This window comes from Pseudomonas sp. EL_65y_Pfl1_R83, from assembly GCF_963970695.1.
GTDB lineage: Bacteria > Pseudomonadota > Gammaproteobacteria > Pseudomonadales > Pseudomonadaceae > Aquipseudomonas > Aquipseudomonas tritici.
The window spans coordinates 127,237-153,330 of the sequence record NZ_CAXAQI010000009.1; the positions used below are offsets into that span (position 1 = coordinate 127,237).

The window sequence follows — 26,094 nt, forward strand, 5'->3', positions numbered from 1 at the left end:
CGCTCCTCAGGCTTCAGCGTTGGCTTTGATCAGGCGGTCGTACGCGTCCTGATCCAGCAGTTTAGCTACCGCCTCGGCGTCGGCCGGTTTAAAGCGGAAGAACCAACCTTCGCCCATCGGGTCTTCGTTGACCAGTTCCGGGCTGCCATCGAGTTTGTCGTTCACTTCGAGCACTTCACCGTCCAAAGGCATGTACACGCCGCTGGCGGCTTTTACGGACTCGACGGTAGACGCTTCGGCGCCCTTGTCGTAAGCCTGCAACTCCGGCAGTTGCACGAAAACCACATCACCCAGCGCGTTCTGCGCAAAAGCGGTGATACCCACGGTGACACTGCCGTCAGCTTCGGCGCGCAGCCATTCGTGATCTTCAGTGAAACGCAACTCGCTCATGGAAACTCCTCGGGGCCAGATTCGTCTGGTGGACGGGATTGGAATAATGTGGAGTTACTTAGCAATATCGCGGCCAAGCTTGTTAAAGCCTTTTAAATCAAGGGTTTAATAAAAAATGGTTATGACGATAGGGCATTTAGCTGTAGCGATTTCGCTACACTCCGACGCGCAGAAAAAAGCCTATGCGGATCAAAGCCTTGCATGGCGCGCAAAAAACAAGGTTGTAGCGATATCGTTCCACTGTAGCGCTTTCAGTACAGCCGATGTCGTTCTCAGACCACCTTTTGCAATACGGTCCTGTGGGGGCTGGCTGGCCTGCGATGGCGGTCCATCAGACCCAAATGGGCCGGCTGACCCACCGCTATCGCAGGCCAGCCAGCTCCCCCATTGAGACTGCGTTTGTTCAGTCAGGGTTTGTTGGGAATGCCGTACTTGCGCAGGCGATGGGCAATCGCCGTGTGGGAAGTCTGCAAGCGGCTGGCCAGTTGGCGCGTCGAGGGGTAGCTGCTGTAGAGCTTTTCCAGCAGGCTGCGCTCGAAATCTTCCATGGCCTGTTCCAGGCTGTCGACTTCACCGTCGCCCTGGCGCGCTACTGACGTGCCGGCGATGTCGAGGTCGCCAATGTCCACCAGGCTGCTTTCACAGATGGCGGCGGCGCGGAAGACCACGTTTTGCAACTGGCGCACATTGCCCGGCCAGCGGTTGCCCAACAGCGCCGGGTAAGTGCCGGGCGCCAGGCGGCAGACCGGACGCTGGATCTGCGCACAAGCCTGCTGCATGAAATAGCGCGCCAGCAGCAGGATGTCCTGGCCGCGTTCGCGCAGCGGCGGTACTTCGACGTTGAGCACATTGAGACGGTAGAACAAGTCTTCGCGAAAGGTGCCCTCGCTGACCATCTTTTCTAGGTCGCGGTGGGTGGCGCTGAGGATGCGCACATTGACCTTAACTTCACGGTCACCACCGACGCGACGGAAGCTGCCGTCATTGAGAAAACGCAGCAGCTTGGCCTGCAGGTACGGCGACATCTCACCGATCTCATCCAGGAACACCGTGCCCTGGTTGGCCAACTCCATCAGCCCCGGCTTGCCGCCGCGTTGCGCGCCGGTAAAGGCGCCCGGTGCATAACCGAACAGCTCACTTTCGGCGAGGTTTTCCGGCAGCGCCGCGCAGTTCAATGCCAGAAAGGGCGCGCTGTGACGCGCGCTGATGGCGTGGCAGGCACGTGCCACCAGCTCCTTGCCGGTGCCGGTTTCGCCTTGAATCAGTAACGGTGCATCCAATGCCGCCACCCGCTGCGCGCGCGCCTTGAGCGTGCGGATGACGGGGGATTCGCCGAGCAGCGCATCAAACCCTTCGGCATGGTCGTGGTGCAGCGCCGACAGTTGTTCGCCGATACGGTTGGGTTGGTAGAGGGTGAGCAGGGCACCGGCGTCGGTGATCGGCGTGGCGTCCAGCAGCAAGGTCTGGCCGTTGACGCTGATCTCACGCAGCGGCAGGCGAAAGCCGTGTTCCAGCAACGTGTCCAGCAGCGTCGGGTCGTTGAACAGCTCGCTGATGCTTTCCCCGGCCGGTTCGCGGCCATACAGGGCGATCAGTGCCGGGTTGGCCAACAGAATCTTGCCGGCGCTATCCAGGGCCAGCACCGGGTCGGTCATGGCGGCCAGCAGGGCATCGAGTTGCAGGTGGCGGCGTTGACCGGGGAGGATATCCACCACCGTGACCGCCTGTACGCCGTGCACGCGGAAGAGGGCGTCGCGCAGCGCTTCCAGCACCTCAGCGCTCAGGGTCGGCGCATCGATGTAGACATTGGGCGGCACCATTTCCACCGCATCCAGGTTGAGATTACGCCCACCGAGCAAGGCCAGGACTTCCTGGGTGATGCCGACGCGGTCGATGAAGCTGACGTGGATACGCATGGGGCGGATCTTGATTCTGGAGTGCGGAGGGTGGCCAGTATGCCTTGGAGATGATGGAGATCAAAATGTGGGAGCAAGCCAGCCAGCTCCCACAGGGGATTTGCGGTGTTGTTACTCCAGGTGCTCGGGCTTGACTGGATCACCCGGTTTCACATCCAGCTGATGCCGCACATCCTCGAACATCAAGTCGTACTGCTTGTGCATCGAGCCGTTTAACACCGCGGCCTTGGGCATTCCATACTTCTGCGCAATATTCATCGCATGCCGCGCAAAGTCGAACGCCTGGTCCTTGGGCAGGAAGAACGCTTCCTTGAGGTCCTTGCCCTGCACCGAGCCATGCAGCTTGAACAGCATTCCCTTGCCTTCCTTGGGGTCCTGGCTGACTTCATAGTCGATGCACAGGTTGTAGCTGTAGTCCTGGGCATTCAGCGCGTGACGTTCAACGTGCAAGTGACCCGGTTCAAAGGTGGCCATAGGCGTCTCTCCTCCACTTCACAGATAGGTGATGCCAGGTTTTGCCGTGCTGATGCGTGTACCGGCGCTGCCCTGGACGATGGCTTCGATGTCCGAGAGTGAACCGATGACGGCGGTTTTGCCAGTCTGGCGGGCGAACTCGCAGGCGGCTTGCACCTTGGGCCCCATGGAACCGGCGGCGAAGCCGAGTTTTTCCATTTCGTCAGGGTGGGCCTGGCCGATGGCTTTTTGGGTCGGCTTGCCGTAGTCGATGAAAGCGGCGTTGACATCGGTGGCGATCACCAGCAAATCGGCGTCCAGTTGCGCAGCCAGCAAGGATGAGCAGAGGTCTTTGTCGATCACCGCTTCGATGCCTTGGAGCTTGCCGTCTTCGCCGTACATTGTCGGGATGCCGCCACCTCCGGCGCAGATCACGATGGCGCTTTTTTCCAGTAGCCACTTGATCGGGCGGATTTCAAAGATTCGTTTCGGCCGTGGGCTGGCGACCACACGGCGGTATTTATCGCCGTCTGGTGCAATTGCCCAGCCTTTTTCGGCGGCGAGCTTTTGCGCTTCGGCCTTGGAGTACACCGGGCCGATGGGCTTGGTCGGGTTCTGGAACGCTGGGTCCTTGGCGTCGACTTCCACCTGGGTGAGCAAGGTGGCGAACGGCACTTCGAAGTCCAATAGATTGCCCAGTTCCTGCTCGATGATGTAGCCGATCATGCCTTCGGTCTCGGCGCCGAGCACGTCCAGCGGGTAGGGCGAAACCTGGGTGTAGGCCGCCGCCTGCAATGACAGCAGGCCGACTTGCGGGCCATTGCCGTGGGCGATCACCAGCTCGTTGCCGGTATGGATCTTGGCGATCTGCTCGGTGGCGATGCGGATATTGGCGCGTTGGTTGTCCGCCGTCATGGGTTCACCACGGCGGAGCAGGGCGTTGCCGCCCAGGGCTACGACGATGCGCATACAGAGTGTCCTTCTGAAAGTTCTGATGAAGGAACGCGGTCAATGTGGGAGCTGGCTTGCCTGCGATAGCATCACCGCGGTCTGCTTGATAGACCGAGGTGCCTGCATCGCGGGCAAGCCCGGCTCCCACATTTGTCCTCATTGCCAACTTAAGGGTTAGATATCCGCCAACGCCGACACCAGAATCGCCTTGATGGTATGCATGCGGTTCTCCGCCTGCTCAAACGCGATGTTGGCCGGCGATTCAAACACCTCTTCAGTCACTTCCACGCCATTGGCCAGGTTCGGATAGCGCGAGGCGATGTCCTTGCCGACCTTGGTTTCGCTGTTATGGAACGCCGGCAGGCAGTGCATGAACTTCACGCGTGGGTTGCCCGAGGCTTTCATCATCTTGGCGTTGACTTGGTACGGCAGCAGTTGCTCGATGCGCTCGTCCCACGCTTCCACCGGCTCACCCATCGACACCCAGATATCGGTGTGGATGAAGTCCACGCCTTTCACGGCTTCTTTCGGGTCTTCGGTGATGGTGATGCGTGCGCCGCTTTCTTCGGCGAACGCCTGGCATTGCTTGATGAAATCTTCGTGCGGCCACAGGGCTTTCGGCGCACCGATGCGCACGTCCATGCCCAGCTTGGCGCCGATCATCAGCAGCGAGTTGCCCATGTTGTAACGGGCATCGCCGAGGTAGGCGTAGCTGATGTCATGCAGCGGCTTGTCGCTGTGTTCGCGCATGGTCAGGGTGTCGGCGATCATTTGCGTCGGGTGGAATTCGGCGGTGAGTCCGTTGAACACCGGCACGCCGGCGAATTTGGCCAGCTCTTCGACGATTTCCTGCTCGAAGCCACGGTACTCAATGGCATCGAACATGCGCCCGAGCACGCGGGCGGTGTCTTTCATGCTTTCTTTGTGGCCGATCTGCGATGAAACCGGATCGATATAGGTGACGTGGGCACCCTGGTCATGGGCCGCGACTTCGAAAGCGCAACGGGTGCGGGTCGAGGTTTTTTCGAAGATCAGCGCGATGTTCTTGCCTTTCAGGTGTGCACGCTCGGTGCCGGTGTATTTGGCGCGTTTGAGGTCGCGGGACAGGTCCAGCAGGTAGTGAAGCTCGCGGGTGGTGTGGTGCATCAGCGAGAGCAGGCTGCGGTTGCGCATGTTGAAAGCCATGATGGATCTCCTTAATAGTCGATTGGGTCGCGGATGATCGGGCAGGTCATGCAGTGGCCGCCGCCACGGCCGCGGCCGAGTTCACCGGCGCTGATGGTGATGACTTCCACACCGGCCTTGCGCAGCAAGGTGTTGGTGTAGGTGTTGCGGTCGTAACCGATCACCACGCCAGGCTCCACGGCGACCACGTTGTTGCCGTCGTCCCACTGCTCGCGTTCGGCGGCGAAGCTGTTGCCACCGGTTTCAACCACACGCAGGGCCTTGAGGTTGAGCGCTGCGGCTACGGTCTCAAGGAAGTTGGTTTTCTCGCGTTGGATATCGATACCGTGCGGCTTGCTTTCGTCAGGGCGCAGGGTGAAGGGGACGATTTGGTTGACCACTTCGGGGAAGATGGTGACCAGGTCGCGATCGCAGAAGCTGAACACGGTATCCAGGTGCATCGCCGCGCGGGATTTCGGCAGGCCGGCAACGATCACGCGTTCCACGGCTTTGTTTTTGAACAAGTTGCGCGCCAATTGGCCGATGGCTTGGTGGGACGAGCGTTCGCCCATACCGATCAAGACCACGCCGTTACCAATCGGCATCACGTCGCCGCCTTCCAGCGTGGCGGCACCGTGTTCCTGGTCGGGGTCGCCGTACCAGATCTGGAAGTCCGCGTGGGTGAACTCAGGGTGGAATTTATAGATGGCGCTGGCCAACAGGGTTTCCTGGCGTCGCGCCGGCCAGTACATCGGGTTCAGCGTCACGCCGCCGTAGATCCAGCAGGTGGTGTCACGGGTGAACTGGGTGTTGGGCAGCGGGGGCAGGATGAAACTGGCGTGGCCGAGGAAGTCGCGGAACATCTCGATGGTCTTGCCACCAAAGCTGCTCGGCAGGTCATCCGCCGATACGCCGCCGATCAGGAACTCAGCGGTCTTGCGCGGCTCCAGGCTGCGCAGCCAGGAGCTGACTTCATCAACCAGGCCCAGGCCAACCGTGTTGGAGGTGATCTTGCGCGCCAGGATCCAGTCGAGCGCTTCAGGGTTGGCAACGATGTCGGTCAGCAGGTTGTGCATTTCCAGCACATCAATGTCCCGCTCGCGCATCTTGGTCACGAAGTCGAAATGGTCGCGCTTGGCCTGTGCGACCCACAGCACATCATCGAACAGCAGTTCATCGCAGTTGTTGGGCGTCAGTCGTTGATGGGCCAAGCCAGGGGAGCACACCATGACTTTGCGCAGTTTGCCGGCTTCGGAATGTACGCCGTACTTTACTTTTTCCGTGGTCATTACAGATCCTCCAAGGAACAACAGTTTCTTTGGGTAAAAAGCTACAAGGTCAAAAAGCCGTCGTAGAGCCCATACGCCGCCACTAGGGCGCCAATGACCACTGCGGCGAAAATCAGCTTCTCGACGAGGGTGAAAATCGGTTTGCCCAGTTCACGCTTGGCCTTGGCGAACAGGATCGCGCCAGGGGCGTAGAGCAGGGCGGAGAGCAACAGGTATTTGGTGCCGCCGGCGTAGAGCAGCCAGATCGCGTAGATCAGGGCGACCGCGCCAATGAACAGGTCTTTCTTGCGTTCGGCCAGGGCGTTTTCGTAGGTTTCGCCACGCACCGCCAGCAGCAGGGCGTAGGCCGCCGACCACAGGTAAGGCACCAGGATCATCGAGGTGGCGAGGTAGATCAGCGACAGGTAGGTGCTGGCGGAAAACAGTGTGATTACCAGGAAAATCTGCACCATCGCGTTGGTCAGCCAAAGGGCATTGACCGGCACGTGGTTGGCGTTTTCCTTACGCAGGAACTCCGGCATGGTGTGGTCCTTGGCAGCGGCGAACATGATCTCCGCACACAGCAGCACCCATGACAGCAACGCCCCGAGCAGCGAGATGATCAAGCCGACGCTGATCAGCACCGCGCCCCAGTGGCCCACCACATGCTCCAGCACGGCGGCCATCGACGGGTTCTGCAGCTTGGCCAGTTCTGGCTGAGTCATGATCCCCAGGGACAGTACGTTCACCAGCATCAGGAACAGCAGCACCGTAATAAAGCCGATCACGGTGGCCTTGCCCACGTCGGAGCGTTTTTCCGCACGGGAGGAGAAGATGCTCGCGCCTTCGATGCCGATGAACACCCACACAGTGACCAGCATCATGTTGCGCACCTGGTTCATCACACTGCCCAGGTCAGGGTTTTTCACGCCCCAGATGTCCGCGGTGAAGATGTCCAGCTTGAACGCGAACACTGCGATCAACACGAACAGCACCAGCGGCACGACCTTGGCGACGGTGGTCACCAGGTTGATGAACGCCGCTTCCTTGATCCCGCGCAGTACCAGGAAATGCACGGCCCACAGCAGTACCGACGCACCGATCACTGCGGCCGGCGTGTTGCCTTCGCCAAAGATCGGGAAAAAGTAGCCGAGGGTGCTGAACAGCAACACGAAGTAACCGACGTTGCCCAGCCAGGCGCTGATCCAGTAGCCCCACGCGGAGGAGAAACCCATGTATTCGCCAAAACCGGCCTTGGCGTAGGCGTACACCCCGCCGTCGAGGTCGGGCTTGCGGTTGGCAAGAGTTTGAAAGACAAACGCGAGGGTCAGCATGCCGATGGCGGTAATCACCCAACCAATCAACACCGCACCGACATCGGCGCTGGCGGCCATGTTTTGCGGCAGTGAGAAGATCCCGCCACCAATCATTGAACCGACGACAAGTGCAACCAGTGCGCCTAATCGAAGTTTTCCGGGAGATTCAGACATCGCATAACTCCAATGCAGGAGAAGAGAGGCCACAGAATAATTGCGTGCGCTAATCAATCATCTGACTCAGATCACTTCATTGGCAGATACCCTTGTGAATTAATAACTTGGGGTGGAAAGTCTCAGGCACTATTTTTCCGCGCAAAGCCGCTTCCCAGAGCGATCCCTGCATTTTGATTAATCATTTAGTGCTGCGTATGGACGTTTGAAGCTAGGCCGTTTTTCGATGATGCAAGCTTTTCGAAAATGCGACAGCAAGTGGCTCGGACGCGACAAAGTAGTGCCCTATTTAAATTATAAATAAGCCTGAACTATAAAAACTGTCATGCCTTTGGGTTATGAGGGGGTGTTTTTATCGCTGTCTCTAATAAACGTTATACTCGCTGAATTAATTAGTTGAGTGCGCGGCTGTCAACTCAAGCTGTTATTTGCTCAGGAGTCCACATGTCCCAGCCGGCCCAGAAACTTCGACTCAGTGCCTTGATCGCCCTGGTGGTGGGGTCGATGATCGGCGGCGGGATCTTCTCCCTACCGCAGAACATGGCCGCGCGCGCCGAGGTAGGTGCCGTATTGATCGGCTGGGCGATCACCGCCGTCGGCATGCTGACCCTTGCGTTTGTGTTCCAGACCCTGGCCAATCGCAAACCCGATCTGGACTCGGGGGTGTATGCCTACGCCAAGGCGGGTTTCGGCGACTATATGGGCTTCTCCTCCGCATGGGGCTATTGGATCAGCGCATGGATGGGCAACGTCGGTTACTTCGTGTTGCTGTTCAGTACCCTCGGTTACTTTTTTCCGGTGTTTGGCCAGGGCAACACACCAGTGGCCATCGGCTGTGCGTCGTTGCTGCTGTGGGGCGTACATTTCCTGGTAATGCGCGGGATCAAGGAGGCGGCCCTCATCAACCAGATCACCACGGTGGCCAAGATCGTGCCGTTGCTGATGTTCATCGTGATCGCCGCCGTAGCGTTCAAGGCGGATATTTTCACCCGGGACATCTGGGGCCTGGGCAATCCGGACATCGGCAATGTGGTGGACCAGGTGCGCAACATGATGCTGGTCACCGTGTTTGTGTTTATCGGCATCGAGGGCGCCAGCGTGTATTCGGCGCGCGCCGAGAAACGCTCGGACGTGGGCCGCGCCACGCTGATCGGCTTTCTTGGCGTGTTGGCGTTGCTGGTGCTGGTGAATGTGCTGTCCCTGGGGATCATGAGCCAGCCGGAGCTCGCGCAGTTGCAAAACCCGTCCCTGGCCGGTGTGCTGGAGCATATCGTCGGGCCCTGGGGCGCGATGGCAATCAGCATTGGCCTGGCGGTGTCACTGCTCGGCGCCTTACTGTCCTGGGCGCTGCTCTGCGCGGAAATTCTCTACGCCACCGCCCATGACAAGACCATGCCGGCCTTTCTGAAAAAGGCAAATGCCAACCAGGTGCCGGTCAACGCGTTGTGGCTGACCAATGTGATGATCCAGGCCTTCCTGGTGATTACACTGTTTTCCCACAGCACCTACACCACCCTGATTTACCTGGCCTCGTCGATGATTCTGGTGCCGTACCTGTGGTCGGCGGCGTATGCGGTGTTGTTGAGCGGGCGTGGCGAAACCTATGAGGGCGCTCACGGCCAGCGCATGAAAGACTTGCTGGTGGGCCTGATCGCCCTCGGCTATGCGGTGTGGCTGCTCTACGCTGGCGGCTTGAAGTACCTGCTGCTGTCGGCGCTGCTGTATGCACCGGGCGTGATCCTATTTGCCCTCGCCAAGCGTGAGCAGGGCCAGCCTCTGTTTACCCACCTGGAAAAAGGCATTTTCAGCTGCGTGATCGCGGGCGCCGGGTTGGCGGCGTATGGGCTGTATAGCGGAGTGCTGTCGCTGTGAGACTGGCGTATCAGCCGCCTTATGACTGGGCGGCGATGGTGGGTTTTCTATCGGCGCGCGCTATCGCTGGGATGGAGACGGTCGAAGCTGGCATGTACCGGCGCAGTATCAGCGTGAGCGGCCAGCACGGCTGGCTCAGCGTGGTACCGGGGGCTGGCGATTGGTTGGACGTGGCGGTGGAGTTTCCAGAGGGTTCGGCGCTGCCTGAGATCGAACGGCGCTTGCGCAAGCTGTTTGATCTGGATGCCCAGCCTGAGTTGATCAACGCGCAATTGGCGACGGACCCGTTGATGGCGCAGTTGGTGGCGGCGCGTCCCGGCCTGCGCGTGCCGTGCACTTGGGATGGCCTGGAACTGGCGATTCGGGCAGTGCTGGGCCAGCAGATCACGGTAGTGGCCGCGATTCGTTTGGCGGGCAAGCTGGTGGCGCAATACGGCCAGCCGCTGCAAACGCCGTATGCGGGTATCACGCATGTTTTTCCCACGCCCGAGGTATTGGCGGCGGCGGACCTGGCGACCTTGGGCATGCCCAAGGCGCGCGGGCGCACGTTGTCGGGTGTCGCACAGGCGTTGCTGGATGATCCTGAAGTGTTCGAACCCAAGGCCAGCCTCAAGGAAGGCGTGGCACGGCTGGTGGCTTTACCGGGGATTGGCGATTGGACGGCGCAGTACATCGCAATGCGCCAGATGCGTGAGGCGGATGCGTTTGCGACGGGGGATATCGGGCTGATTAATGCGCTGGCAGCGTTGGAGGGGGGGCCGGTTTAGGCGCGGCAGTTGTCGGCGCGGGCTGAGGCTTGGCGGCCGCTCAGGGCTTATGCGGCGCAGCATTTGTGGACGTTGTTGCAACGGTCAGATTGATAGTGTCTGTACTGGCCTCTTCGCGAGCAAGTCCGCTGCCACATTCGACCGCATTCCAAGGGATGTACTCGGCCAAAATGTGGCAGCGGGCTTGCTCGCGAAAGCTATTCCAAGGTCACCACTGCGGCCGGTGCGCCCCCAATTCCCCAGCCGGCAAATCCCACTGCAACGGCGTGCCGCTGATGGTCAGCGGCGCCAACAACCGATGGGCCTGGCCCCAGCTTGTTTGCTCCATCACCAAACCCTGATCCCCTGGCTCTTCAGCGCGCAACCCCGGTTGCTCCGGCACCTGTCCCGCCTCCACCAATAACTTCGCCGTACGTGCCAACGACAACCGCGCCGAACCGCCGCGCCCGGTTTTCAACCGTTCGCTCACTGCCTGAATCGCACTGGCCGCCATCAAATACCCGGTCGCGTGATCCAGCGCCTGCAACGGCAGCGGTACCGGTTTATCCGATTGTTTCCAGGCCATGCCCGCGTCGGCAATCCCGCTGCTCATTTGCACCAGGCTGTCGAAACCCCGGCGATTTCGCCACGGGCCGCTCCAGCCGTAGGCGTTGAGACTCACGTCGATCAGGCCGGGGGTGAGGGTTTGCAGTTCGTTGGCGGTGTAACCCAATTGCTCCAAGGCGTCGGCACGGTAGCCGTGGAACAGAATGTCGGCCTCCTTGAGCAGGCTTTCGAAAATCCGACGGCCTTCGGGGGTCTTCAAGTCGAGACGGGCACAGCGTTTGCCGAGGGTCATTTCCGGTACTACGCCGGGTTCGTTCCAGGTCGGCGAGTCGATACGCAGCACGTCGGCGCCCAGGCCCGCGAGAAAACGACTGGCCACGGGGCCGGCCAGCACGCGAGTCAGGTCCAGCACCTTGATGCCCGCGAGTGGCCGCGTCACCGAGCCGAGCCAGGGTTTGTCGGCGTCGGTTTCAAAGGTCTGGCGCTGCACCAGGTCTTCAGCATTCACCGCCAACCCTTGCGGATGCACTTGCCAGGCCTGCCAGGCACGCATCTGCGCCGCACAGCCACCTTCATCGACGACCGCCTGTTCCAGTTCAGCGGCGCTCCATGGGGCAACGCGGGCAGCCATCTCGGCACGGTCAGTGACTTTGCCTAACACCCGCTCGGCGGCGCCTCGGTGATGGGGGGCGTTGGTGTGCAAGCGAATCCAGCCATCGGCGCTGGCATAGTCACCGGCTACCGGATCCCACAGCGGCGGCACTTGCCAGCCCACCGGGCGAATCGAGGATGAAAACCAGAAAGAGGCGAGGCGCCGGTCCACGCTGATGCCGGGCAAGCGCCCGGTCTGTTGCCGGATCAACTGGGCCAAGGCCTGGCCGGCAGCGCCGATACTGGCGCTGGCCAGCTCGGTCACGGCGAAGGTCGAGGGCAGGGCGCCGGCTTCGGTAAAGGTCAGGGGCGTTTGCGGCAGGTCGAGTGCAGCTTGGATGGGAGTCAGCAGGTCAGTCATCGAAGGCCCTCCGTAAGAGAAGGGCCACTATAAGAGATGATCAGCCCGGTGTGACAACCCCAGGCACCAACGGCAGCTCGATGCTGGCGATAAAACCACCCTCTGCAGGGTTGGCCAGGATCAGGCTGCCACCGTGGCGTTCGGCGGCGCGACGGGCAATCGCCAGGCCCAGGCCGTGGCCTTGTGCTGTTTGGCCGGGAGCGCGATAGAACGGTTCGCCCAACTGGCTCAAGTGTTCGGCTTCAACGCCTGGGCCGTGGTCGCGCACGCTGATCAGGATGCGCTCGCCCAGGCGCTGGGCCTGCAACTCGATCGGCAAGCCCGGCGGGTTAAAGCGCTGTGCATTGCGCAGCAAGTTATCCACAGCACGTTCGATCATGGTCGGCCACCCCTTGAGGTGCAGGTCGGTGTGAGTGATCAGGTTCACTGCTTGGTCCGGCGCGCTAAGTTGCGCGTCTTTCTGCAGGGTCTTGAGCAGCGGGTTGAGGTCGATGTCTTCGGCGCTGGCATTGTCGGCGTCGACACGGGCCAATACCAGGATTTCGCTGATCAGCGCTTCCAGTCGATCGCATTCGCGGGTCAGGCGTGGCCAGAGTTTTTCCCGCTCTTCGGGGTTGGCGCGTTCGGCCAAGGCCAGGGCGATTCGCAAGCGGGCCAGGGGCGAGCGCAGTTCGTGGGACACGTCCCGCAGCAATTGGCGCTGACTGCCGATCAGGCTTTGCAGGCGCGCGCCCATGCGGTTGAAGTCGGTGGCCAACACGCCGAACTCATCGCGCCGGTTAGCCAGTTGCGCCAAGCTGTTTTGCTGGTAGGTGGCCTGGCCGAGGTCATGCACTGCACCACGCAGACGGCTGAGCGGGCGAGTGATGGACAACGTCACCAGCAGGCTGAACAGGGTCAGCACTACCAGCGCAATTGCCAGTGCACTCAACGGCCACGTCAGGCTACTGCGGTGCCATTCGTCCAGTTCCGGGTGCGGGATGCGGTAGATCAACAGGTAGGTGTCGCCGGTTTTTGCACTGGTGTATTCGGCGGTCAGGCGGCGCCAGGGCAGGTGCCCGTCCTGGCTGTCATTCTGGCGAGCTTCGAAGGCGGCGGCGCGACGTGGGAAAGTGCCGCGCACCACCGGGTCGCCGCTTTCGTTGAGCACTTGCACGTCGATGTGGTACTGGCGTTTGCGCTGTTGCAGCAGATCCTGCGCAGCGGCCTCACCCTGGGCTTCGTAGAGTTGGGTCCACTCTTGCGCCAGGTTATTGAGGCCGGGGTGACGGCTGAGAATCCAGGCATCTTGATTGAGCATGTGCCCAATCAGGATCGACAACCCGGCAACCAGGGCGATGGCCAGCCAGAAACTGGCCAGGATGCGCCAGAACAATGAACGCACAGGAAACCCTCAAACAGGAAAAGCCCAGTGGCGCAGGCCACTGGGCTGGGAACGTTAATGGGAGGGCATTATTGCGCTTTTTGCGGCTGTTGCGCTTTCCAGGCTTGGAATTCCTTCCATTCGGCACGACGCTGTTCTTGCTTCTTGACGATCTCGTCGAACTTTTTCTGCTGGTCAGGCTTGAGTACCGCGCGGATATCGGCCTGGGTTTTCAGCTTGCCGGCGGCGATTTCGTCCTGCATGGCTTTCTGGTCAGCGGCTGGCAGTTTGTCCAAGTACTTCTTGGTCAAGTCTTTGCGAGCGTGCCATTGGTCGCCCATCAGTTTGCCGATCTGCTGGCGCTGTTCCTTGCTCAGGTCCAGTTGGCTGAAGGGGCCGCCTTTGCCACGCGGACCGTGTTCACCGCCGTGGCCCGGGCCACCCATCATGTGACCTTCCGGGCCACCCATCGGGCCTGGGCCTTCCGGCATTGCTGCCATGGCAACGGTCGGCAGGGCAGCGGCGAACATCAAAGCGATAAGGGTCTTGCGCATGGTGATTCTCCTGTCTCTATTCCGGTGAGTCCGGATGTGAGTAGATTACGCAGATCAAGGTCAGCCGCCGTCAGGAGAGGGTAAAGGTTTGGTAAGGGGAGGGGGGGCAGCTGCAAGTTTTTAGCTGCAAGCGGCAAGTAAGAGCTGTTCGCTTGCAGCTTGCAGCTGCTTTAAAGACTGTAATAGTAACCACGGCTACGCAATGCCACGATCCGCGGCCGGCCATCCGGGTGCGGGCCGATCTTTTTGCGCAGGTTGCTGACGTGCATGTCCAGGCTGCGATCGTAAAGGGTCAACTTGCGGCCCAGGGCGATCTGCGCCAGTTCCTGTTTGTCCAGTGGCTCGCCGGGTTGGCGTAGCAGGGCTTCCAGCAGACGACTTTCAGAGACGGTGAGGGTGAACTCCTGTTCATCGATGCTGACCACGCCGCGCACCGGGCTGAAGCACAAGTCGCCCAGTTCCAGCTGTGAGGACACGGCAGCCGGGTGGCTGCGGCGCAGCACGGCGCGCAGGCGAGCGGTAAGCTCACGCGGGTCGCAGGGCTTGGCCAGGTAATCGTCGGCGCCCAGTTCCAGGCCGAGGATGCGGTCCAGGGGTTCGCCGCGGGCCGAGAGCATCAGCACTGGCAGCTCCGGGTGGTCGTTGCGCAATTGCTTGAGCAGCTCCAGCCCGCTGCCGTCGGGCAGCATCACGTCGAGCACCACCGCCGCCGGGGCGCTGTCGGCCAAGGCTTTGCGTGCGCTCAAGCCGTCATGGCAGGCGCGCACCTGGAAGCCTTCCTGGCTCAGCCAACGGGTCAGCAGCTCGCAGAGCTCCTGGTCATCATCTATCAGTAACAGCTCGCTCATGACTCACTCAATTTAGCCATTGTCGACGGCGACGGTGCCCACCGCTGGCGAAGATCCCGCACAGCAGGGCGATCAGAGCGACGGCCCCGCCGGTGACAAACCATTGCTGTTGCTCGGTCAGCCAGCGGGTCAAGGCGCCGCCCTGTGAATCTTTGAGTTGCTGGGCCAGGCGTTGATTCTCTTGGCGAAGGCGACTCAATTGGGCGCTTTCGCGGGAGGCCTCCGCACTTTGCAGCTGCTTGCCCAGTTCTTCACGCTGGCGTTCGCTTTCTTTCAAACGTTGCTGCAACTCGGTGATCTGGGCGCCGGCACTCAAGGACAGGGGCGTGGAACTGCCGGTGTTCGAGGTTTCTTCAGCGTGGGCCGTAGCCCCGATCATTAACACTGCCAACAGACACAACTGACGTAAGCGCATCGGAACTCCTGATTCCACACGAATATTCAGAACGTTGTCGGCAGGTTACTCAGAATAATGAGCAATTAGGAGCGCGCCGAACTGAAATGGTTCGGCGCGACCTGAGTCAAGGCAGGACTTGCTTGAACGGCTTGATCACGACGTCAGCGTAAACGCCTGCTGCAACGTAAGGATCGGCCTTGGCCCAAGCCTGGGCATCGGCCAGGGAAGCGAAGTCGGCGACGATCAGGCTACCGGTGAAACCGGCATCGCCTGGGTCATTGCTGTCCACCGCCGGATGCGGGCCAGCCAATACGATACGGCCTTCGGCTTGCAGCTGTTTGAGGCGCTCGACGTGCGCCGGGCGCACGGAAAGGCGCTTTTCCAGCGAGTTGGCAACGTCGGTAGCAATGATGGCGTAGAGCATGTCAGTCCTCGGTTTTTGGCGTGGTAGGGTCGGTGTCATGCAGATGGCGCGACAGGTAAATACCCTGGGCAACCAGGAACAGCACGGTCATGCCAAGGCTGCCGAAGACTTTGAAGTCGACCCAGTAGTCCTGGAAGGTGAACGCCACGAACAGGTTGGCGGCGCCGCAGAACAGGAAAAACACGATCCAGGCAATGTTCAGGCGCACCCACACCGGCTCTGGCAGGGTCAGGGCATGGCCCATGATCCGCTTGATCAGCAGGCGGTCACCGATGAAATGGCTGCCGATAAACGCCAGGGCGAACAGCCAGTTCACCACCGGGGCTTTCCATTTAAGGAAGGTTTCGCTGTGAAAGGCCAGGGTCAGGCTGCCGAAGACCAGGCACGCAACCAGGGTCAGCCATTGGCTTTTTTCCAGCTTGCGCTGGGAGATGAAGAGGGCGCCGTAGACCACGAGTGAGCTGATGATGAGCACGGCGGTGGCGCTGTAGATGCCCCCGAACGTCAGCTCATGGCCGGCCAGATCAATGACCCTGGGGTCGAGTTTGTAAACGATGAAAAACAGCAACAGCGGGATGAAGTCGATGAATTGTTTCACAGTAAGAGCCAGAAGCTGGATGTGGCGGCATAATAACAAACATCCTTGGTAGCGAAAGCGCCAGCTGACTTGAGGTTACAAAGCCCCGTGAATGTTGATTTGCACTGCCACAGCACGGCCTCCGACGGCGCCCTGGCGCCTGCGGTACTGGTTGCGCGTGCGTTTGAAAAAGGCGTGCGAGTCCTTTCGTTGACCGACCACGACACCCTCGAAGGGCTGGACGAAGCCCGCGAAACCGCGCAGGCGCTGGGCATGCAGCTGGTCAACGGTGTGGAATTGTCCTGCACCTGGGGCGGCGCCACCATTCATGTGCTTGGCTACGGGTTTGATCAGAAAGCCCCGGCATTGGTGCAGGCCATCGCTAATTTGCACGATGGCCGTTGGCTGCGGTCAGAAGAAATAAGCCGCAAACTCAGCCTTAAAGGCATGCCCAATGCCCTCGACGGCGCCCGCGCCATCCAGCAGGAACTGGGCGACAGCGGCAACGCACCGGCCCGGCCGCATTTTGCCGACTGGATGGTACGTGAAGGTTTTGTTAAAGACCGTGCCGAAGCCTTTCGCAAATGGCTGGGCGCCGGCAAGTTGGGGGATGTGAAGTTGCATTGGCCGACCTTGGAAGACACCGTCGAGACCCTGCGCGCCTCCGGGGCCTGGGTCAGCCTGGCGCACCCTTGGCATTACGATTTCACCCGCAGTAAGCGCCGCAAGCTGATCAGCGACTATATTGGTGCGGGTGGCCACGCGATTGAAGTGGTCAACGGGCATCAACCCGCCGAACAAGTGGGCAGCCTGGCGATTCTTGCTCGCGAATTTGGTCTGCTGGTCAGCGCCGGCAGTGACTTTCATGGCCCAGGCGGCTGGTCCGAGATCGGCGAGTATCGCCAGGTCCCGGAGGACTTGCCGCTCTTGTGGGGGCGATTCAAGCATGACCCCATTATTGCCACCGTCTGAACAGGTAGAACACGTGAGTCAATTTTTCCAGATTCATCCGGAAAACCCCCAGGCGCGCCTGATTAAACAGGCCGTCGAGATCATTCGCGCCGGCGGCGTGGTGATCTACCCAACGGATTCGTCCTACGCTATTGGTTGCCAGATCGGCGACAAGGGCGCGGTAGAGCGTGTAAGGCGACTGCGTGACCTGGACAAGAACCACAACTTTGCGCTGATCTGCAGCGACTTGTCCCAACTGGGGCTGTTCGCCAAGGTCGACACCGGCACCTTCCGCCTGCTCAAGGCTCACACGCCGGGCCCCTACACGTTCATTCTCAACGCCACCCGTGAAGTGCCGCGCCTGCTGCTGCACCCGAAGAAGCGCACCATCGGTCTGCGCGTGCCGGAGCATCCGATTGCCCTGGCGCTGCTGGCCGAGCTGGGTGAGCCACTGATGAGCGTGTCGTTGATCATGCCCGGCGACAGCGAACCGCTGGAAGACCCGTACGAAATGCGCCAGCTCCTGGAAAAACAGGTGGACCTGATCATCGACGGCGGCTTCGGGGGTGGCAAAGCCTCTACGGTGATCAACCTGGCCGACGGCGAACCGGAGGTAATCCGTGTGGGGTGCGGCGACCCGGCTCCGTTTATGGTTGAGGCCTGAATGTCGTCTGTGGAAACCGTCGACAGCCAGGCCGGCGCCCAGCAGGAACTGCCATTTGCAATGGTGTATGGCCAGGCCGTGCTGGAAATGCCGCTGGACTTGTACATCCCGCCGGACGCCCTGGAAGTCTTCCTTGAAGCCTTCGAAGGCCCGCTGGACTTGCTGCTCTACCTGATCCGCAAGCAGAACATCAACATCCTCGACATCCCGGTGGCGGAAATCACCCGTCAGTACATGGGCTATGTCGAGTTGATGCAGTCGGTGCGCCTGGAACTGGCCGCCGAGTACCTGGTGATGGCCGCCATGCTTGCCGAGATCAAGTCGCGCATGCTGCTGCCGCGGTCGGAGACGGTTGAGGCCGAAGAAGACGACCCGCGCGCCGAACTGATCCGTCGCCTGCAAGAATACGAGCGCTTCAAGGCGGCCGCCGAAGGCATCGATGGTTTGAGCCGGGTCGGCCGTGACGTGGTGGTGCCCAAACTCGACGCGCCCGAGGCCCGTGCGCGCAAGTTGCTGCCGGACGTGAGCCTGGAAGAATTATTGATGTCCATGGCCGAGGTATTGCGCCGTGGGGATATGTTTGAAAGCCACCAGGTCAGCCGCGAAGCGTTGTCGACCCGCGAGCGCATGAGTGATGTGCTGGATCGCCTCAAGGGTGGCGGGTTTGTGCCTTTTGTCGAACTGTTTACGAAAGAAGAAGGGCGCCTGGGGGTGGTGGTGACGTTTATGGCGATCCTTGAATTGGTCAAGGAGTCCTTGGTCGAGCTGGTCCAGAATGAGCCTTTTGCGGCTATCCACGTGCGGGCGCGAGCCGAATAAAGAGCTGAATCGATGAATCTGACTGAACCCCGCGAACTGGCGACGCTGCTGGAGGCTTTTCTCCTGGCCTCGGGTAAACCGCAATCCCTGGAGCGCTTGTTCGAACTCTTTGAAGCGTCCGAGCGCCCTGAGCCGCCGGTGTTCAAGAAGGCGCTGGAGATATTGCGCAAATCCTGCGACGGCCGTGCCTTTGAACTGCGCGAGGTGGCGTCGGGTTATCGCCTTCAGATCCGTGAAAAGTTTTCCCCGTGGGTTGGGCGTTTATGGGAAGAGCGCCCGCAACGTTATTCGCGTGCAATGCTGGAAACCATGGCGCTGATCGCCTACCGCCAGCCCATCACCCGAGGCGAGATCGAGGACGTACGTGGCGTGGCGGTCAATAGCCATATCGTCAAGACCTTGCTGGAGCGCGAGTGGATCCGCATCGTTGGCTACCGTGACGTTCCCGGCAAACCGGCGATGTTTGCCACCACCAAGGTGTTCCTCGACCACTTCAACCTGAAAAACCTCGACGACCTGCCGCCGCTCGCCGAACTGCGCGAAATGGAGCCAGACCCGGTGCTGGACTTCGACGACGCCCCCGTGCCCGCCAGTTTGCAAGCGTTGGCGGATGCCAGTGCCGAGCCGGAAGAGCCGAAGGACGAGACCAGTTTCCACACGTTGTTGCTGGAGCTGGACGACATGGAGCAGGGGATCAAGACCGACTTCGACGATTTGCTGCGTGACGGCGCGTTTGAACCTGAAACCCAGCTGAACGTTGAAGTTGAGCCTGAAGTCGAACCTGAGATTGAGGTTCAGCCTGAGCCCGAGGAAGATAGCCTCGGCGTCGCCGAAGCCCGCGAGAAACTCCTGGCCGCCGTCGCCGCCCTCGAACAGCCGCCGCTGAGCGACGAAGAAGACGAAGCCCGCGCCCTGGCCGAAGCCATCGAAAACGAGCGCCGCGAGTTCGAAGACTGACGCGAGCAAACCCGCTCCCACATTTGATTATTGTTGCCAGGGAGAAATCATATGAGTTCAACCAAAGACCCCTGCATCAGCGTCTGCAAATTCAGCGACGACATTTGCGTCGGCTGTGGCCGCAACAAGCGCGAAATCCGTGCCTGGAAGAAACTCGACAAGGTCGACAAGCGCACAGTGTTGGCCGAGGCCGAGCTCCGATTGCTGGCGCTGGGCGCCACCGGTCGGCGGAAAAGCAAATGACTTGGGCCATATCGACTAGTCTCTGATGCGCAACGCGCGTCATGCGCGTATGATTCGCGACCCTTTGCCGAGCTATTCGGCCAAAGCCCCGCTTTCAACACTCTTCAGGCCACGCCTGAATCGACCCACCGGGAGGTGCTTAAGATGAACGACAAAGACCAGAACGACAGCCAGGAAATCGGCCCAGCAGGTGAAAAACTGCAAAAGGTGCTGGCGCGTATCGGCGTGGGCTCGCGCCGCGACGTCGAAGCCTGGATCACTCAGAAGCGCATCAAGGTCAACGGCGTCGAGGCCACCCTCGGCCAGCGCGTCGACCTGCACGATGCAATCACCATTGATGGCAAGGTCATCAAGCGTGAAGAGGCCGCCGAATCGGTGCGCCGCGTGATCATGTACAACAAGCCCGATGGCGAGATTTGCACCCGTGACGACCCGGAAGGCCGTCCGACCGTGTTCGACAAGATGCCTAAGCCAAAAGAAGGCCGTTGGATCAACATCGGTCGTCTCGACATCAACACCACCGGCTTGCTGATGTTCACCACTGACGGTGAATTGGCCAACCGCCTGATGCACCCGTCCTACGAGATGGACCGCGAATACGCTGTGCGTGTGCGTGGCGAAGTCGATGACGAGATGATCGAGCGCTTGAAAGCCGGCGTGGTGCTGGAAGACGGCCCGGCCAAGTTCACCGATATCAAGCAGGCCCCAGGTGGCGAAGGTTTCAACCACTGGTACCACTGCGTGGTGATGGAAGGTCGTAACCGTGAAGTCCGTCGCCTGTGGGAATCCCAGGGCCTGGTGGTCAGCCGCCTGAAGCGCGTGCGTTTCGGTCCGGTGTTCCTGAACTCCGACCTGCCGATGGGCCGCTGGCGCGAAATGAGCCAGTACGAAGTCGACATCCTCAGCGCCGAAGTCGGCCTGACGCCAGTCGCGATGCCGCAGATGAACGCCAAGAGCAAAGACAAGCTTGAGCGTATGCAGCGTAAATCGTCGCGTCCGGTTGCTCGTACCGAGCGCGTTGCCCGCACCCTGCGCCCTGCGCTGAATGCACCGGCTACCGGCGGTCGTATTTCCCGTGAGCCGCAGATCGAAGGCGAGCGTCGTCCAACCGCGCCATCGCGCCAGGAAGGCGAGCGTGCTCCACGCACGCCGCGCCCAGCTCCGGCCGGTGGTCGCAGCAATCGCGGTGAAGCGGATCGCCCCGCCGACAGCGCCAGCACCAAGCGTCCAGCCAAGCCGACGGCAAACAAGCGCCCCGGCCCGAAACTGGTCGCGGACGAGCCGTCGGGCAAGCGCCGTGGCGCTCCGGCCGGTTCGGGTCAGCGTCCTGGTTTTGGTCGTAAGAAGCCTTAAGAGCAGCGGCAAGCTTTTAGCTTCAAGCTGCAAGAGAAACGCGCTGGCCCTCACAGGTTGGCGCTTTTTTTTGCTTGAAGCTTATAGCTTACGACTTGTAGCTGGCTCTAAAACGCAAATCTCCCATCAAAAACCGGTTTATCGTCCAGGGCCAAAGTCCCACTGGCAAAGATCAGGTCCAGGTGATGGCTGCCTTTCTGCCCACCTCCCAAGCCCAAATGCAACCCACAATGGCGCTCCTCAAACCCGGCATTGCGCGCATACAAATCCTTGACCCCTTCATTGGTACCAATCCCCAATTCCTCCACGCGCCGGTTGGACGGGTTGGCATTCAGGTACTTGTTGAAGTCATCGGCCAACCCCGGCACCTCACTGGCTACGCTGCAGACGGTCGAGTGCTCGATCCACAGCTCCAGCGGTGATTGCAGCACGCCATATTTGCGTGCAAACGGGATGGTGCTGAGAAAGGTGCCGACAAACCGCACCTGGCCATTGATGGCTTCGCTGTGGGTCGCGATCTCGCCGGGTGCGAGGTCGTGGTTGCCGATGCCGTTGATATTGGTCCACTTCTTGATGCTGCTCAGCGGCGCCTCCAGCCGCGAGCCGTGCTTGTCGGTGAAGCGCAGCACATTGGCCTGGGACATGCGCCGGATCAACGTGGCATTGAGGTCGGCAATGCGCTGTGGCTCGACGCTGAAGGTGTCGTAGAAATAGTCGCCGTAATCCTTGAACAGCAGGGATTTCTTCCAGTGCTCGGCCATCACGCCCTGCAGCGCGCGGATAAAGTCCGGGCCTTCGGCGCGTGGGTTGGGCAAGGTCGAGGAATCGTATAAAAACAGATAGAGGTCGCAGGCTTCGATGGCTTGGGCCAGCGCGTCGCTGGCGGCCAGGTCCAGGCGCTGCACCTGGAAATTGAAACGGGCGGCGCTGCTGTGGGTGATCGCCTGGGCAATGGCGTCGTAGCGCTCGGTATGGCCCAGTAACACGGTGGGACGATTCAGGCCGCTGAGGGCCGGGTGGTGCGCGAGGTAGTAGAGAAAGTGTTCGACGGCGCGGGCCTTGTCCATGACGTGCATCCTTTTGTGCCTTGGGTAAGGGTGGCAGGTGCCGTGCACAGCACCTGCCGGATACCTGCCGATTTTAGAAAGGCCACATCGCGGTGCCGAACGGCACGACGGCATCGGCTTGCATCATTTCAACGGCGGCCTCATGGGTCGGCGCTTCAAACCAATCGTCGAGTTGCAGTTCGGTTTCCAGGTCGTTTTCCAGTGCTTGCATGGTGTATCTCCTAGAGGACGGTGTTTGAGAACGGCTTGCCAACGGGCTGCGCTGGGCAAGTGGGATGAACCTAGGAGAGCCTGTTTCAGAATGCAAAATATTTATTGACACGGTTCCAATTGAATAATTTTTTCTGTTTTGGGTCGTCAGCTTTTTTTTCATAAAAAACAGCAGGCTGATCAGGATGATTTTTAAGAAGTTTCCCGTCGCCAATTTTCCGTGAGTTCACGCTTGTAACGTAGATTTTCCGCGCTGTAACGATTAATTGACGATAAAACCGCGTGCTTGTTGAGCGGTGAAGTCCTGTAAGAAATGCCTGACAGATCGTCGCATGCACCGTTGCGGGGCGGCCTCAAGCTGTCGAGCGGTGTACAATCCGCCGCGTTTTACTGTGACGCCCTTGCGTACCCACGCAAAAGGCCAAGACCTCAGGGTTATCGACCCTGATCACTCCGCCCGGCCACGAGCCAGACGGGTTCGATTTCGTCACAGATAAAAATAAACAGGTGACGCATGACCGTTAGAAAGACGCTGTACTCCTGGTGCCTGCGCTGGGGTTTGAGCAGCGCTGCTTGAGTCGAGATTCAAGGCAGCAACGTGCATTCAACATCATCAAACCTTGCGTGAGATCCTTTTCATGAGCGGACCCCATTCCTCTTCAGGCGAGCTGAAACGCGGCTTGAAAAATCGGCATATCCAATTGATCGCCCTCGGTGGCGCCATCGGCACCGGCCTGTTCCTGGGCTCTGCCGGGGTGCTCAAATCCGCCGGCCCTTCGATGATCCTGGGTTATGCCATCTGCGGCTTCATTGCCTTCATGATCATGCGCCAGCTCGGCGAAATGATCGTTGAAGAGCCGGTCGCTGGTTCCTTCAGCCACTTTGCTCACAAGTACTGGGGCGGTTTCGCTGGCTTCCTGTCGGGTTGGAACTGCTGGATCCTGTACATTTTGGTGGGCATGTCGGAGCTGACGGCCGTCGGCAAATACGTGCATTACTGGTGGCCGGAGATTCCGACTTGGGTCTCGGCGGCAGCGTTCTTCGTGCTGATCAACCTGATCAATCTGGCCAACGTCAAAGTCTTTGGTGAGGCTGAGTTCTGGTTCGCCATCATCAAGGTGGTGGCCATCGTCGGCATGATCGCCCTGGGCAGCTACATGCTGGTCAGCGGCAGCGGCGGGCCGCAGGCTTCGGTGACTAACCTGTGGGAGCACGGTGGGTTCTTCCCTCACGGCGTCGGCGGTTTGGTGATGGCCATGGCGATCATCATGTTCTCCTTCGGTGGCCTGGAAATGCTTGGCTTCACCGCTGCCGAAGCTGACCAGCCACGCACCGTGATCCCGAAAGCGATCAACCAAGTGATCTACCGCATCCTGATTTTCTACATCGGTGCTCTGGTCGTGCTGTTGTCGCTGACACCGTGGGACAGCCTGCTGACAACCCTCAACGCCTCCGGCGATGCCTACAGCGGCAGCCCGTTCGTGCAGGTGTTCTCGATGCTGGGCAGCAACACCGCCGCGCATATTCTTAACTTCGTGGTCCTGACGGCGGCGCTGTCGGTATACAACAGCGGCACTTACTGCAACAGCCGCATGCTGCTGGGCATGGCCGAACAGGGTGATGCGCCCAAAGCACTGGCGAAGATCGACAAGCGCGGCGTGCCAGTGCGCTCCATCCTCGCCTCGGCGGCGATCACCCTGGTGGCGGTGTTGATGAACTACCTGATCCCGCAACACGCACTGGAACTGCTGATGTCTCTGGTCGTGGCTACGCTGGTGATCAACTGGGCGATGATCAGCTTCTCCCACTTCAAGTTCCGCCAGCACATGAACCGCACCGGCCAAGTGCCGTTGTTCAAGGCGCTGTGGTACCCGTATGGCAACTATGTATGCCTGGCGTTCGTGGTGTTTATCCTGGTGATCATGCTGATGATTCCAGGGATTCAGGTGTCGGTGTACGCGATCCCGGTGTGGGTGGCGTTTATGGCGGTGTGTTACTGGATCAAGAACAAGCGCGCTGCGCAGCCGTACCCTCACGTGGTAACGCCAGCCGCGAAGTAACCCTTTGGCGTGTTGAGCAAACCCGGACCTGCGCCGGGTTTGCTGTTTCAGGGGCAAGGGCAAGGCGCATTCGCGTATCCTTGGATACCTTCGACCGGAACCCTTTGCCCAATGCTGGTGATTTCCAACAACGTGCACCTGCCCGACGCCGAGATCGAGCTGACCGCCATTCGCGCCCAAGGCGCCGGTGGGCAGAACGTGAATAAGGTGTCGAGCGCGGTGCACCTGCGTTTTGACATTCCGGCGTCGTCGCTGCCGGAGTTCTATAAGGAGCGGCTGCTGGCGCTGCGCGATAGCCGTATCACCAGCGAAGGCGTGCTGGTGCTCAAGGCCCAGCAATACCGGACCCAGGAACAGAATCGAGCGGATGCGCTGGAGCGTTTGGTGGAGTTGATTCTCAGCGCCACCAAGGTCGAGAAGAAGCGCCGCCCGACCAAGCCGACCCTGGGCTCGAAAAAGCGTCGCCTCGAATCCAAGACCAAGCGTGGCAGCATCAAGGCTGGGCGCGGCAAGGTCGACTTTTAGTCGCCGCGCGCTTCACGGGCCTTGGGTGCCTGGCGGTACAGGTACACGCTCAGTAGCAAACCACCCAGGGCGGCGAGGGCGGCGAACAGGAAGATCGACGCAAAGCCGAAGCCAGCCGCCACGGCCCCGGCGAGCGGGCCGGTGATGCCCAGCGATAAATCGATAAACAGCGAATAGGCCCCCACCGCCGAGCCACGGCTGGACGCCGGTACCAGGTTCACTGCCTCCACCCCCAACGCCGGAAACACCAGGGAAAAGCCGAAGCCGCTCAACGCCGCGCCGGCCAGGGCCAGGTTGGCGTCCGGCGCCAGCCACAGCAACAGCAGCCCTAGGATTTCTACCGACAGGCAGGCAATCGCCACGCGAAAGCCGCCGATCCGGTTGATCAGGTTACCGAACAGCAAGCGCGCGCTGATGAAACTGGCGCCGAACAGGCTCAGGGCCCACACCGCGTTATCCCAGTGCTGGGTGGTGTAATACAAGGTGATAAACGTGGCGATGGTGCCAAAGCCGATGGAGCCCAACGCCAGCGCGCAGCCGTGGGGCAATACCCGGCCCAGTACATTCATGAACGGCAGGCGCACGCCAGCGACGATCGGCGCTGCGACTTTGTTCCAGGCCAGCAATAAGCCGACGACCGCCAGCAGAATGATGCTGACGCCCATGCTCCATAGCCCGAAGTTTCTCACCAGCAGCACACCCATAGGTGCTCCTACTGCCAAGGCGCCATAGCTGGCGATGCCGTTCCAGGAGATGACTTTGGCGGTATTTGCCGCACCGACCCGGCCGATGCCCCAGCCGATGGCGCCCGAACCCACCAGGCTTTCAGCGCTGCCTAGGACCAGTCGGCCAATCAGCAGGCTGCAGAGGCTCACGGCAGGCACGCTTGAAAACCACGCCGCGAGCAGCATGAACACGCCACTCAGGCCACAGCCCGCTAAACCGATCAGCACCGCACGCTTGCTGCCCAGGTTGTCGATGATTTTGCCCGCGTAGGGGCGGCTCAGCAGGGTGGCCAGGTATTGCACGCTGATCACCAGGCCGGCAATCACCGCGCCGTAGCCCAGTTCACTGTGGACATAGCCTGGCAATACGGCCAGGGGAATGCCGATATTCAGGTAGCCGATAAAGGTGAACAGTACGATGGAAACAACGTGCAGCGTGACCGCCATGGGGCGCTGGGTATCTGGCATGGGGAGAGGTCCACTGTCGCAGCAGGTAAAGATAGGCTGCTAATGATACCGGTGGTTTGG

The 26,094-nt window shown here is 60.4% G+C and carries 26 protein-coding genes and 1 pseudogene; 10 read left to right on the forward strand and 17 right to left on the reverse strand.

Features of this window, described 5'->3' with window-relative positions:
- Positions 1 to 6: 6 nt before the first annotated feature.
- The 7 genes from gcvH to arcD (AACY08_RS15095) all read right to left on the reverse strand — a co-directional run bounded on the left by gcvH (position 7) and on the right by arcD (AACY08_RS15095) (position 7,632).
- Positions 7 to 390, reverse strand: coding sequence for a glycine cleavage system protein GcvH (gcvH, locus tag AACY08_RS15065; RefSeq protein WP_032879722.1), 384 nt, complete (start codon positions 388 to 390; stop codon positions 7 to 9).
- Positions 391 to 797: 407 nt separating this feature from the next.
- Complete coding sequence (locus tag AACY08_RS15070) at positions 798 to 2,306, reverse strand: sigma-54-dependent transcriptional regulator (RefSeq protein ID WP_339470139.1); 1,509 nt, start codon at positions 2,304 to 2,306, stop codon at positions 798 to 800.
- 111 nt (positions 2,307 to 2,417) lie between these two features.
- Complete coding sequence (locus AACY08_RS15075; RefSeq protein ID WP_339470141.1) at positions 2,418 to 2,780, reverse strand: DUF5064 family protein; 363 nt, start codon at positions 2,778 to 2,780, stop codon at positions 2,418 to 2,420.
- An 18-nt stretch (positions 2,781 to 2,798) separates the two neighbouring features.
- On the reverse strand, positions 2,799 to 3,728 hold the full coding sequence (gene arcC, locus AACY08_RS15080; RefSeq protein WP_339417173.1) for a carbamate kinase: 930 nt from the start codon (positions 3,726 to 3,728) through the stop codon (positions 2,799 to 2,801).
- A 156-nt stretch (positions 3,729 to 3,884) separates the two neighbouring features.
- Positions 3,885 to 4,895, reverse strand: a complete 1,011-nt coding sequence (locus AACY08_RS15085; RefSeq protein WP_339470142.1) for an ornithine carbamoyltransferase — start codon at positions 4,893 to 4,895, stop codon at positions 3,885 to 3,887.
- A gap of 11 nt (positions 4,896 to 4,906) precedes the next feature.
- The gene (gene arcA, locus AACY08_RS15090) at positions 4,907 to 6,163 is read right to left on the reverse strand and encodes an arginine deiminase (protein ID WP_339470143.1); all 1,257 of its coding nucleotides are present in this window, start codon (positions 6,161 to 6,163) and stop codon (positions 4,907 to 4,909) included.
- A gap of 41 nt (positions 6,164 to 6,204) precedes the next feature.
- Entirely contained in the window at positions 6,205 to 7,632 is a 1,428-nt protein-coding gene (gene arcD / locus AACY08_RS15095) for an arginine-ornithine antiporter (protein ID WP_339470144.1), read from the reverse strand.
- 444 nt (positions 7,633 to 8,076) lie between these two features.
- On the opposite strand from arcD (AACY08_RS15095), the gene arcD (AACY08_RS15100) reads away from it, so the two are divergent.
- On the forward strand, positions 8,077 to 9,504 hold the full coding sequence (arcD, locus tag AACY08_RS15100; RefSeq protein ID WP_339470145.1) for an arginine-ornithine antiporter: 1,428 nt from the start codon (positions 8,077 to 8,079) through the stop codon (positions 9,502 to 9,504).
- A pseudogene (locus tag AACY08_RS15105) lies at positions 9,501 to 10,364 on the forward strand (DNA-3-methyladenine glycosylase family protein). The gene arcD (AACY08_RS15100) and the pseudogene AACY08_RS15105 overlap by 4 nt, the downstream one beginning before the upstream one ends.
- 115 nt (positions 10,365 to 10,479) lie before the next feature.
- On the opposite strand, the gene AACY08_RS15110 reads toward AACY08_RS15105, so the two are convergent.
- From AACY08_RS15110 to AACY08_RS15140, 7 genes are all read right to left on the reverse strand, one after another.
- Entirely contained in the window at positions 10,480 to 11,829 is a 1,350-nt protein-coding gene (locus AACY08_RS15110) for a CoA transferase (RefSeq protein ID WP_339470146.1), read from the reverse strand.
- A 40-nt stretch (positions 11,830 to 11,869) separates the two neighbouring features.
- On the reverse strand, positions 11,870 to 13,213 hold the full coding sequence (locus AACY08_RS15115; protein WP_339470148.1) for a sensor histidine kinase: 1,344 nt from the start codon (positions 13,211 to 13,213) through the stop codon (positions 11,870 to 11,872).
- Between the two features lie 68 nt (positions 13,214 to 13,281).
- The gene (locus tag AACY08_RS15120; protein WP_339470149.1) at positions 13,282 to 13,746 is read right to left on the reverse strand and encodes an LTXXQ domain protein; all 465 of its coding nucleotides are present in this window, start codon (positions 13,744 to 13,746) and stop codon (positions 13,282 to 13,284) included.
- Between the two features lie 170 nt (positions 13,747 to 13,916).
- Positions 13,917 to 14,594 carry a response regulator transcription factor gene (locus tag AACY08_RS15125; protein ID WP_339417163.1) on the reverse strand — a complete coding sequence of 226 codons (678 nt, stop codon included), beginning with the start codon at positions 14,592 to 14,594 and terminating at the stop codon, positions 13,917 to 13,919.
- A gap of 7 nt (positions 14,595 to 14,601) precedes the next feature.
- Positions 14,602 to 15,009 (reverse strand): translation initiation factor 2, encoded by a 408-nt coding sequence (locus tag AACY08_RS15130; RefSeq protein WP_339417162.1) that lies wholly within the window; start codon positions 15,007 to 15,009, stop codon positions 14,602 to 14,604.
- Positions 15,010 to 15,115: 106 nt separating this feature from the next.
- The gene (locus AACY08_RS15135; protein WP_339470150.1) at positions 15,116 to 15,415 is read right to left on the reverse strand and encodes a YciI family protein; all 300 of its coding nucleotides are present in this window, start codon (positions 15,413 to 15,415) and stop codon (positions 15,116 to 15,118) included.
- 1 nt (position 15,416) lies between these two features.
- Positions 15,417 to 16,013: a septation protein A gene (locus AACY08_RS15140; RefSeq protein ID WP_314568617.1), complete on the reverse strand. Its 597-nt coding sequence runs from the start codon at positions 16,011 to 16,013 to the stop codon at positions 15,417 to 15,419.
- Between the two features lie 87 nt (positions 16,014 to 16,100).
- Here AACY08_RS15140 and AACY08_RS15145 point away from each other — a divergent pair, with 87 nt between their 5' ends.
- The 6 genes from AACY08_RS15145 to rluB all read left to right on the forward strand — a co-directional run bounded on the left by AACY08_RS15145 (position 16,101) and on the right by rluB (position 20,979).
- Positions 16,101 to 16,964, forward strand: coding sequence for a PHP domain-containing protein (locus AACY08_RS15145; protein ID WP_339470151.1), 864 nt, complete (start codon positions 16,101 to 16,103; stop codon positions 16,962 to 16,964).
- Between the two features lie 13 nt (positions 16,965 to 16,977).
- Entirely contained in the window at positions 16,978 to 17,607 is a 630-nt protein-coding gene (locus tag AACY08_RS15150) for an L-threonylcarbamoyladenylate synthase (protein ID WP_065873575.1), read from the forward strand.
- 120 nt (positions 17,608 to 17,727) lie between these two features.
- Positions 17,728 to 18,426: a segregation and condensation protein A gene (locus AACY08_RS15155; RefSeq protein ID WP_175403020.1), complete on the forward strand. Its 699-nt coding sequence runs from the start codon at positions 17,728 to 17,730 to the stop codon at positions 18,424 to 18,426.
- A 12-nt stretch (positions 18,427 to 18,438) separates the two neighbouring features.
- On the forward strand, positions 18,439 to 19,383 hold the full coding sequence (scpB, locus tag AACY08_RS15160; protein WP_339470152.1) for an SMC-Scp complex subunit ScpB: 945 nt from the start codon (positions 18,439 to 18,441) through the stop codon (positions 19,381 to 19,383).
- Between the two features lie 51 nt (positions 19,384 to 19,434).
- On the forward strand, positions 19,435 to 19,626 hold the full coding sequence (locus AACY08_RS15165; protein WP_339417156.1) for a DUF1289 domain-containing protein: 192 nt from the start codon (positions 19,435 to 19,437) through the stop codon (positions 19,624 to 19,626).
- A gap of 144 nt (positions 19,627 to 19,770) precedes the next feature.
- Positions 19,771 to 20,979: a 23S rRNA pseudouridine(2605) synthase RluB gene (gene rluB, locus AACY08_RS15170; protein WP_339470153.1), complete on the forward strand. Its 1,209-nt coding sequence runs from the start codon at positions 19,771 to 19,773 to the stop codon at positions 20,977 to 20,979.
- Between the two features lie 107 nt (positions 20,980 to 21,086).
- Here rluB and AACY08_RS15175 read toward each other — a convergent pair whose 3' ends face one another.
- Positions 21,087 to 22,046, reverse strand: coding sequence for a leucyl aminopeptidase (locus AACY08_RS15175; protein WP_339470154.1), 960 nt, complete (start codon positions 22,044 to 22,046; stop codon positions 21,087 to 21,089).
- 73 nt (positions 22,047 to 22,119) lie between these two features.
- Positions 22,120 to 22,257, reverse strand: a complete 138-nt coding sequence (locus tag AACY08_RS15180; protein WP_003175756.1) for a hypothetical protein — start codon at positions 22,255 to 22,257, stop codon at positions 22,120 to 22,122.
- Positions 22,258 to 22,894: 637 nt separating this feature from the next.
- Between AACY08_RS15180 and AACY08_RS15185 the strand changes: the two genes are divergently transcribed.
- Both AACY08_RS15185 and arfB read left to right on the forward strand, forming a co-directional pair.
- Entirely contained in the window at positions 22,895 to 24,316 is a 1,422-nt protein-coding gene (locus AACY08_RS15185; protein WP_339470155.1) for an amino acid permease, read from the forward strand.
- Between the two features lie 111 nt (positions 24,317 to 24,427).
- Positions 24,428 to 24,841: an alternative ribosome rescue aminoacyl-tRNA hydrolase ArfB gene (gene arfB / locus AACY08_RS15190; protein WP_016975416.1), complete on the forward strand. Its 414-nt coding sequence runs from the start codon at positions 24,428 to 24,430 to the stop codon at positions 24,839 to 24,841.
- Here the strand turns inward: arfB and AACY08_RS15195 are convergent.
- The gene (locus AACY08_RS15195) at positions 24,838 to 26,034 is read right to left on the reverse strand and encodes an MFS transporter (protein WP_339470156.1); all 1,197 of its coding nucleotides are present in this window, start codon (positions 26,032 to 26,034) and stop codon (positions 24,838 to 24,840) included. The genes arfB and AACY08_RS15195 overlap by 4 nt on opposite strands.
- Between the last annotated feature and the right edge of the window lie 60 nt (positions 26,035 to 26,094).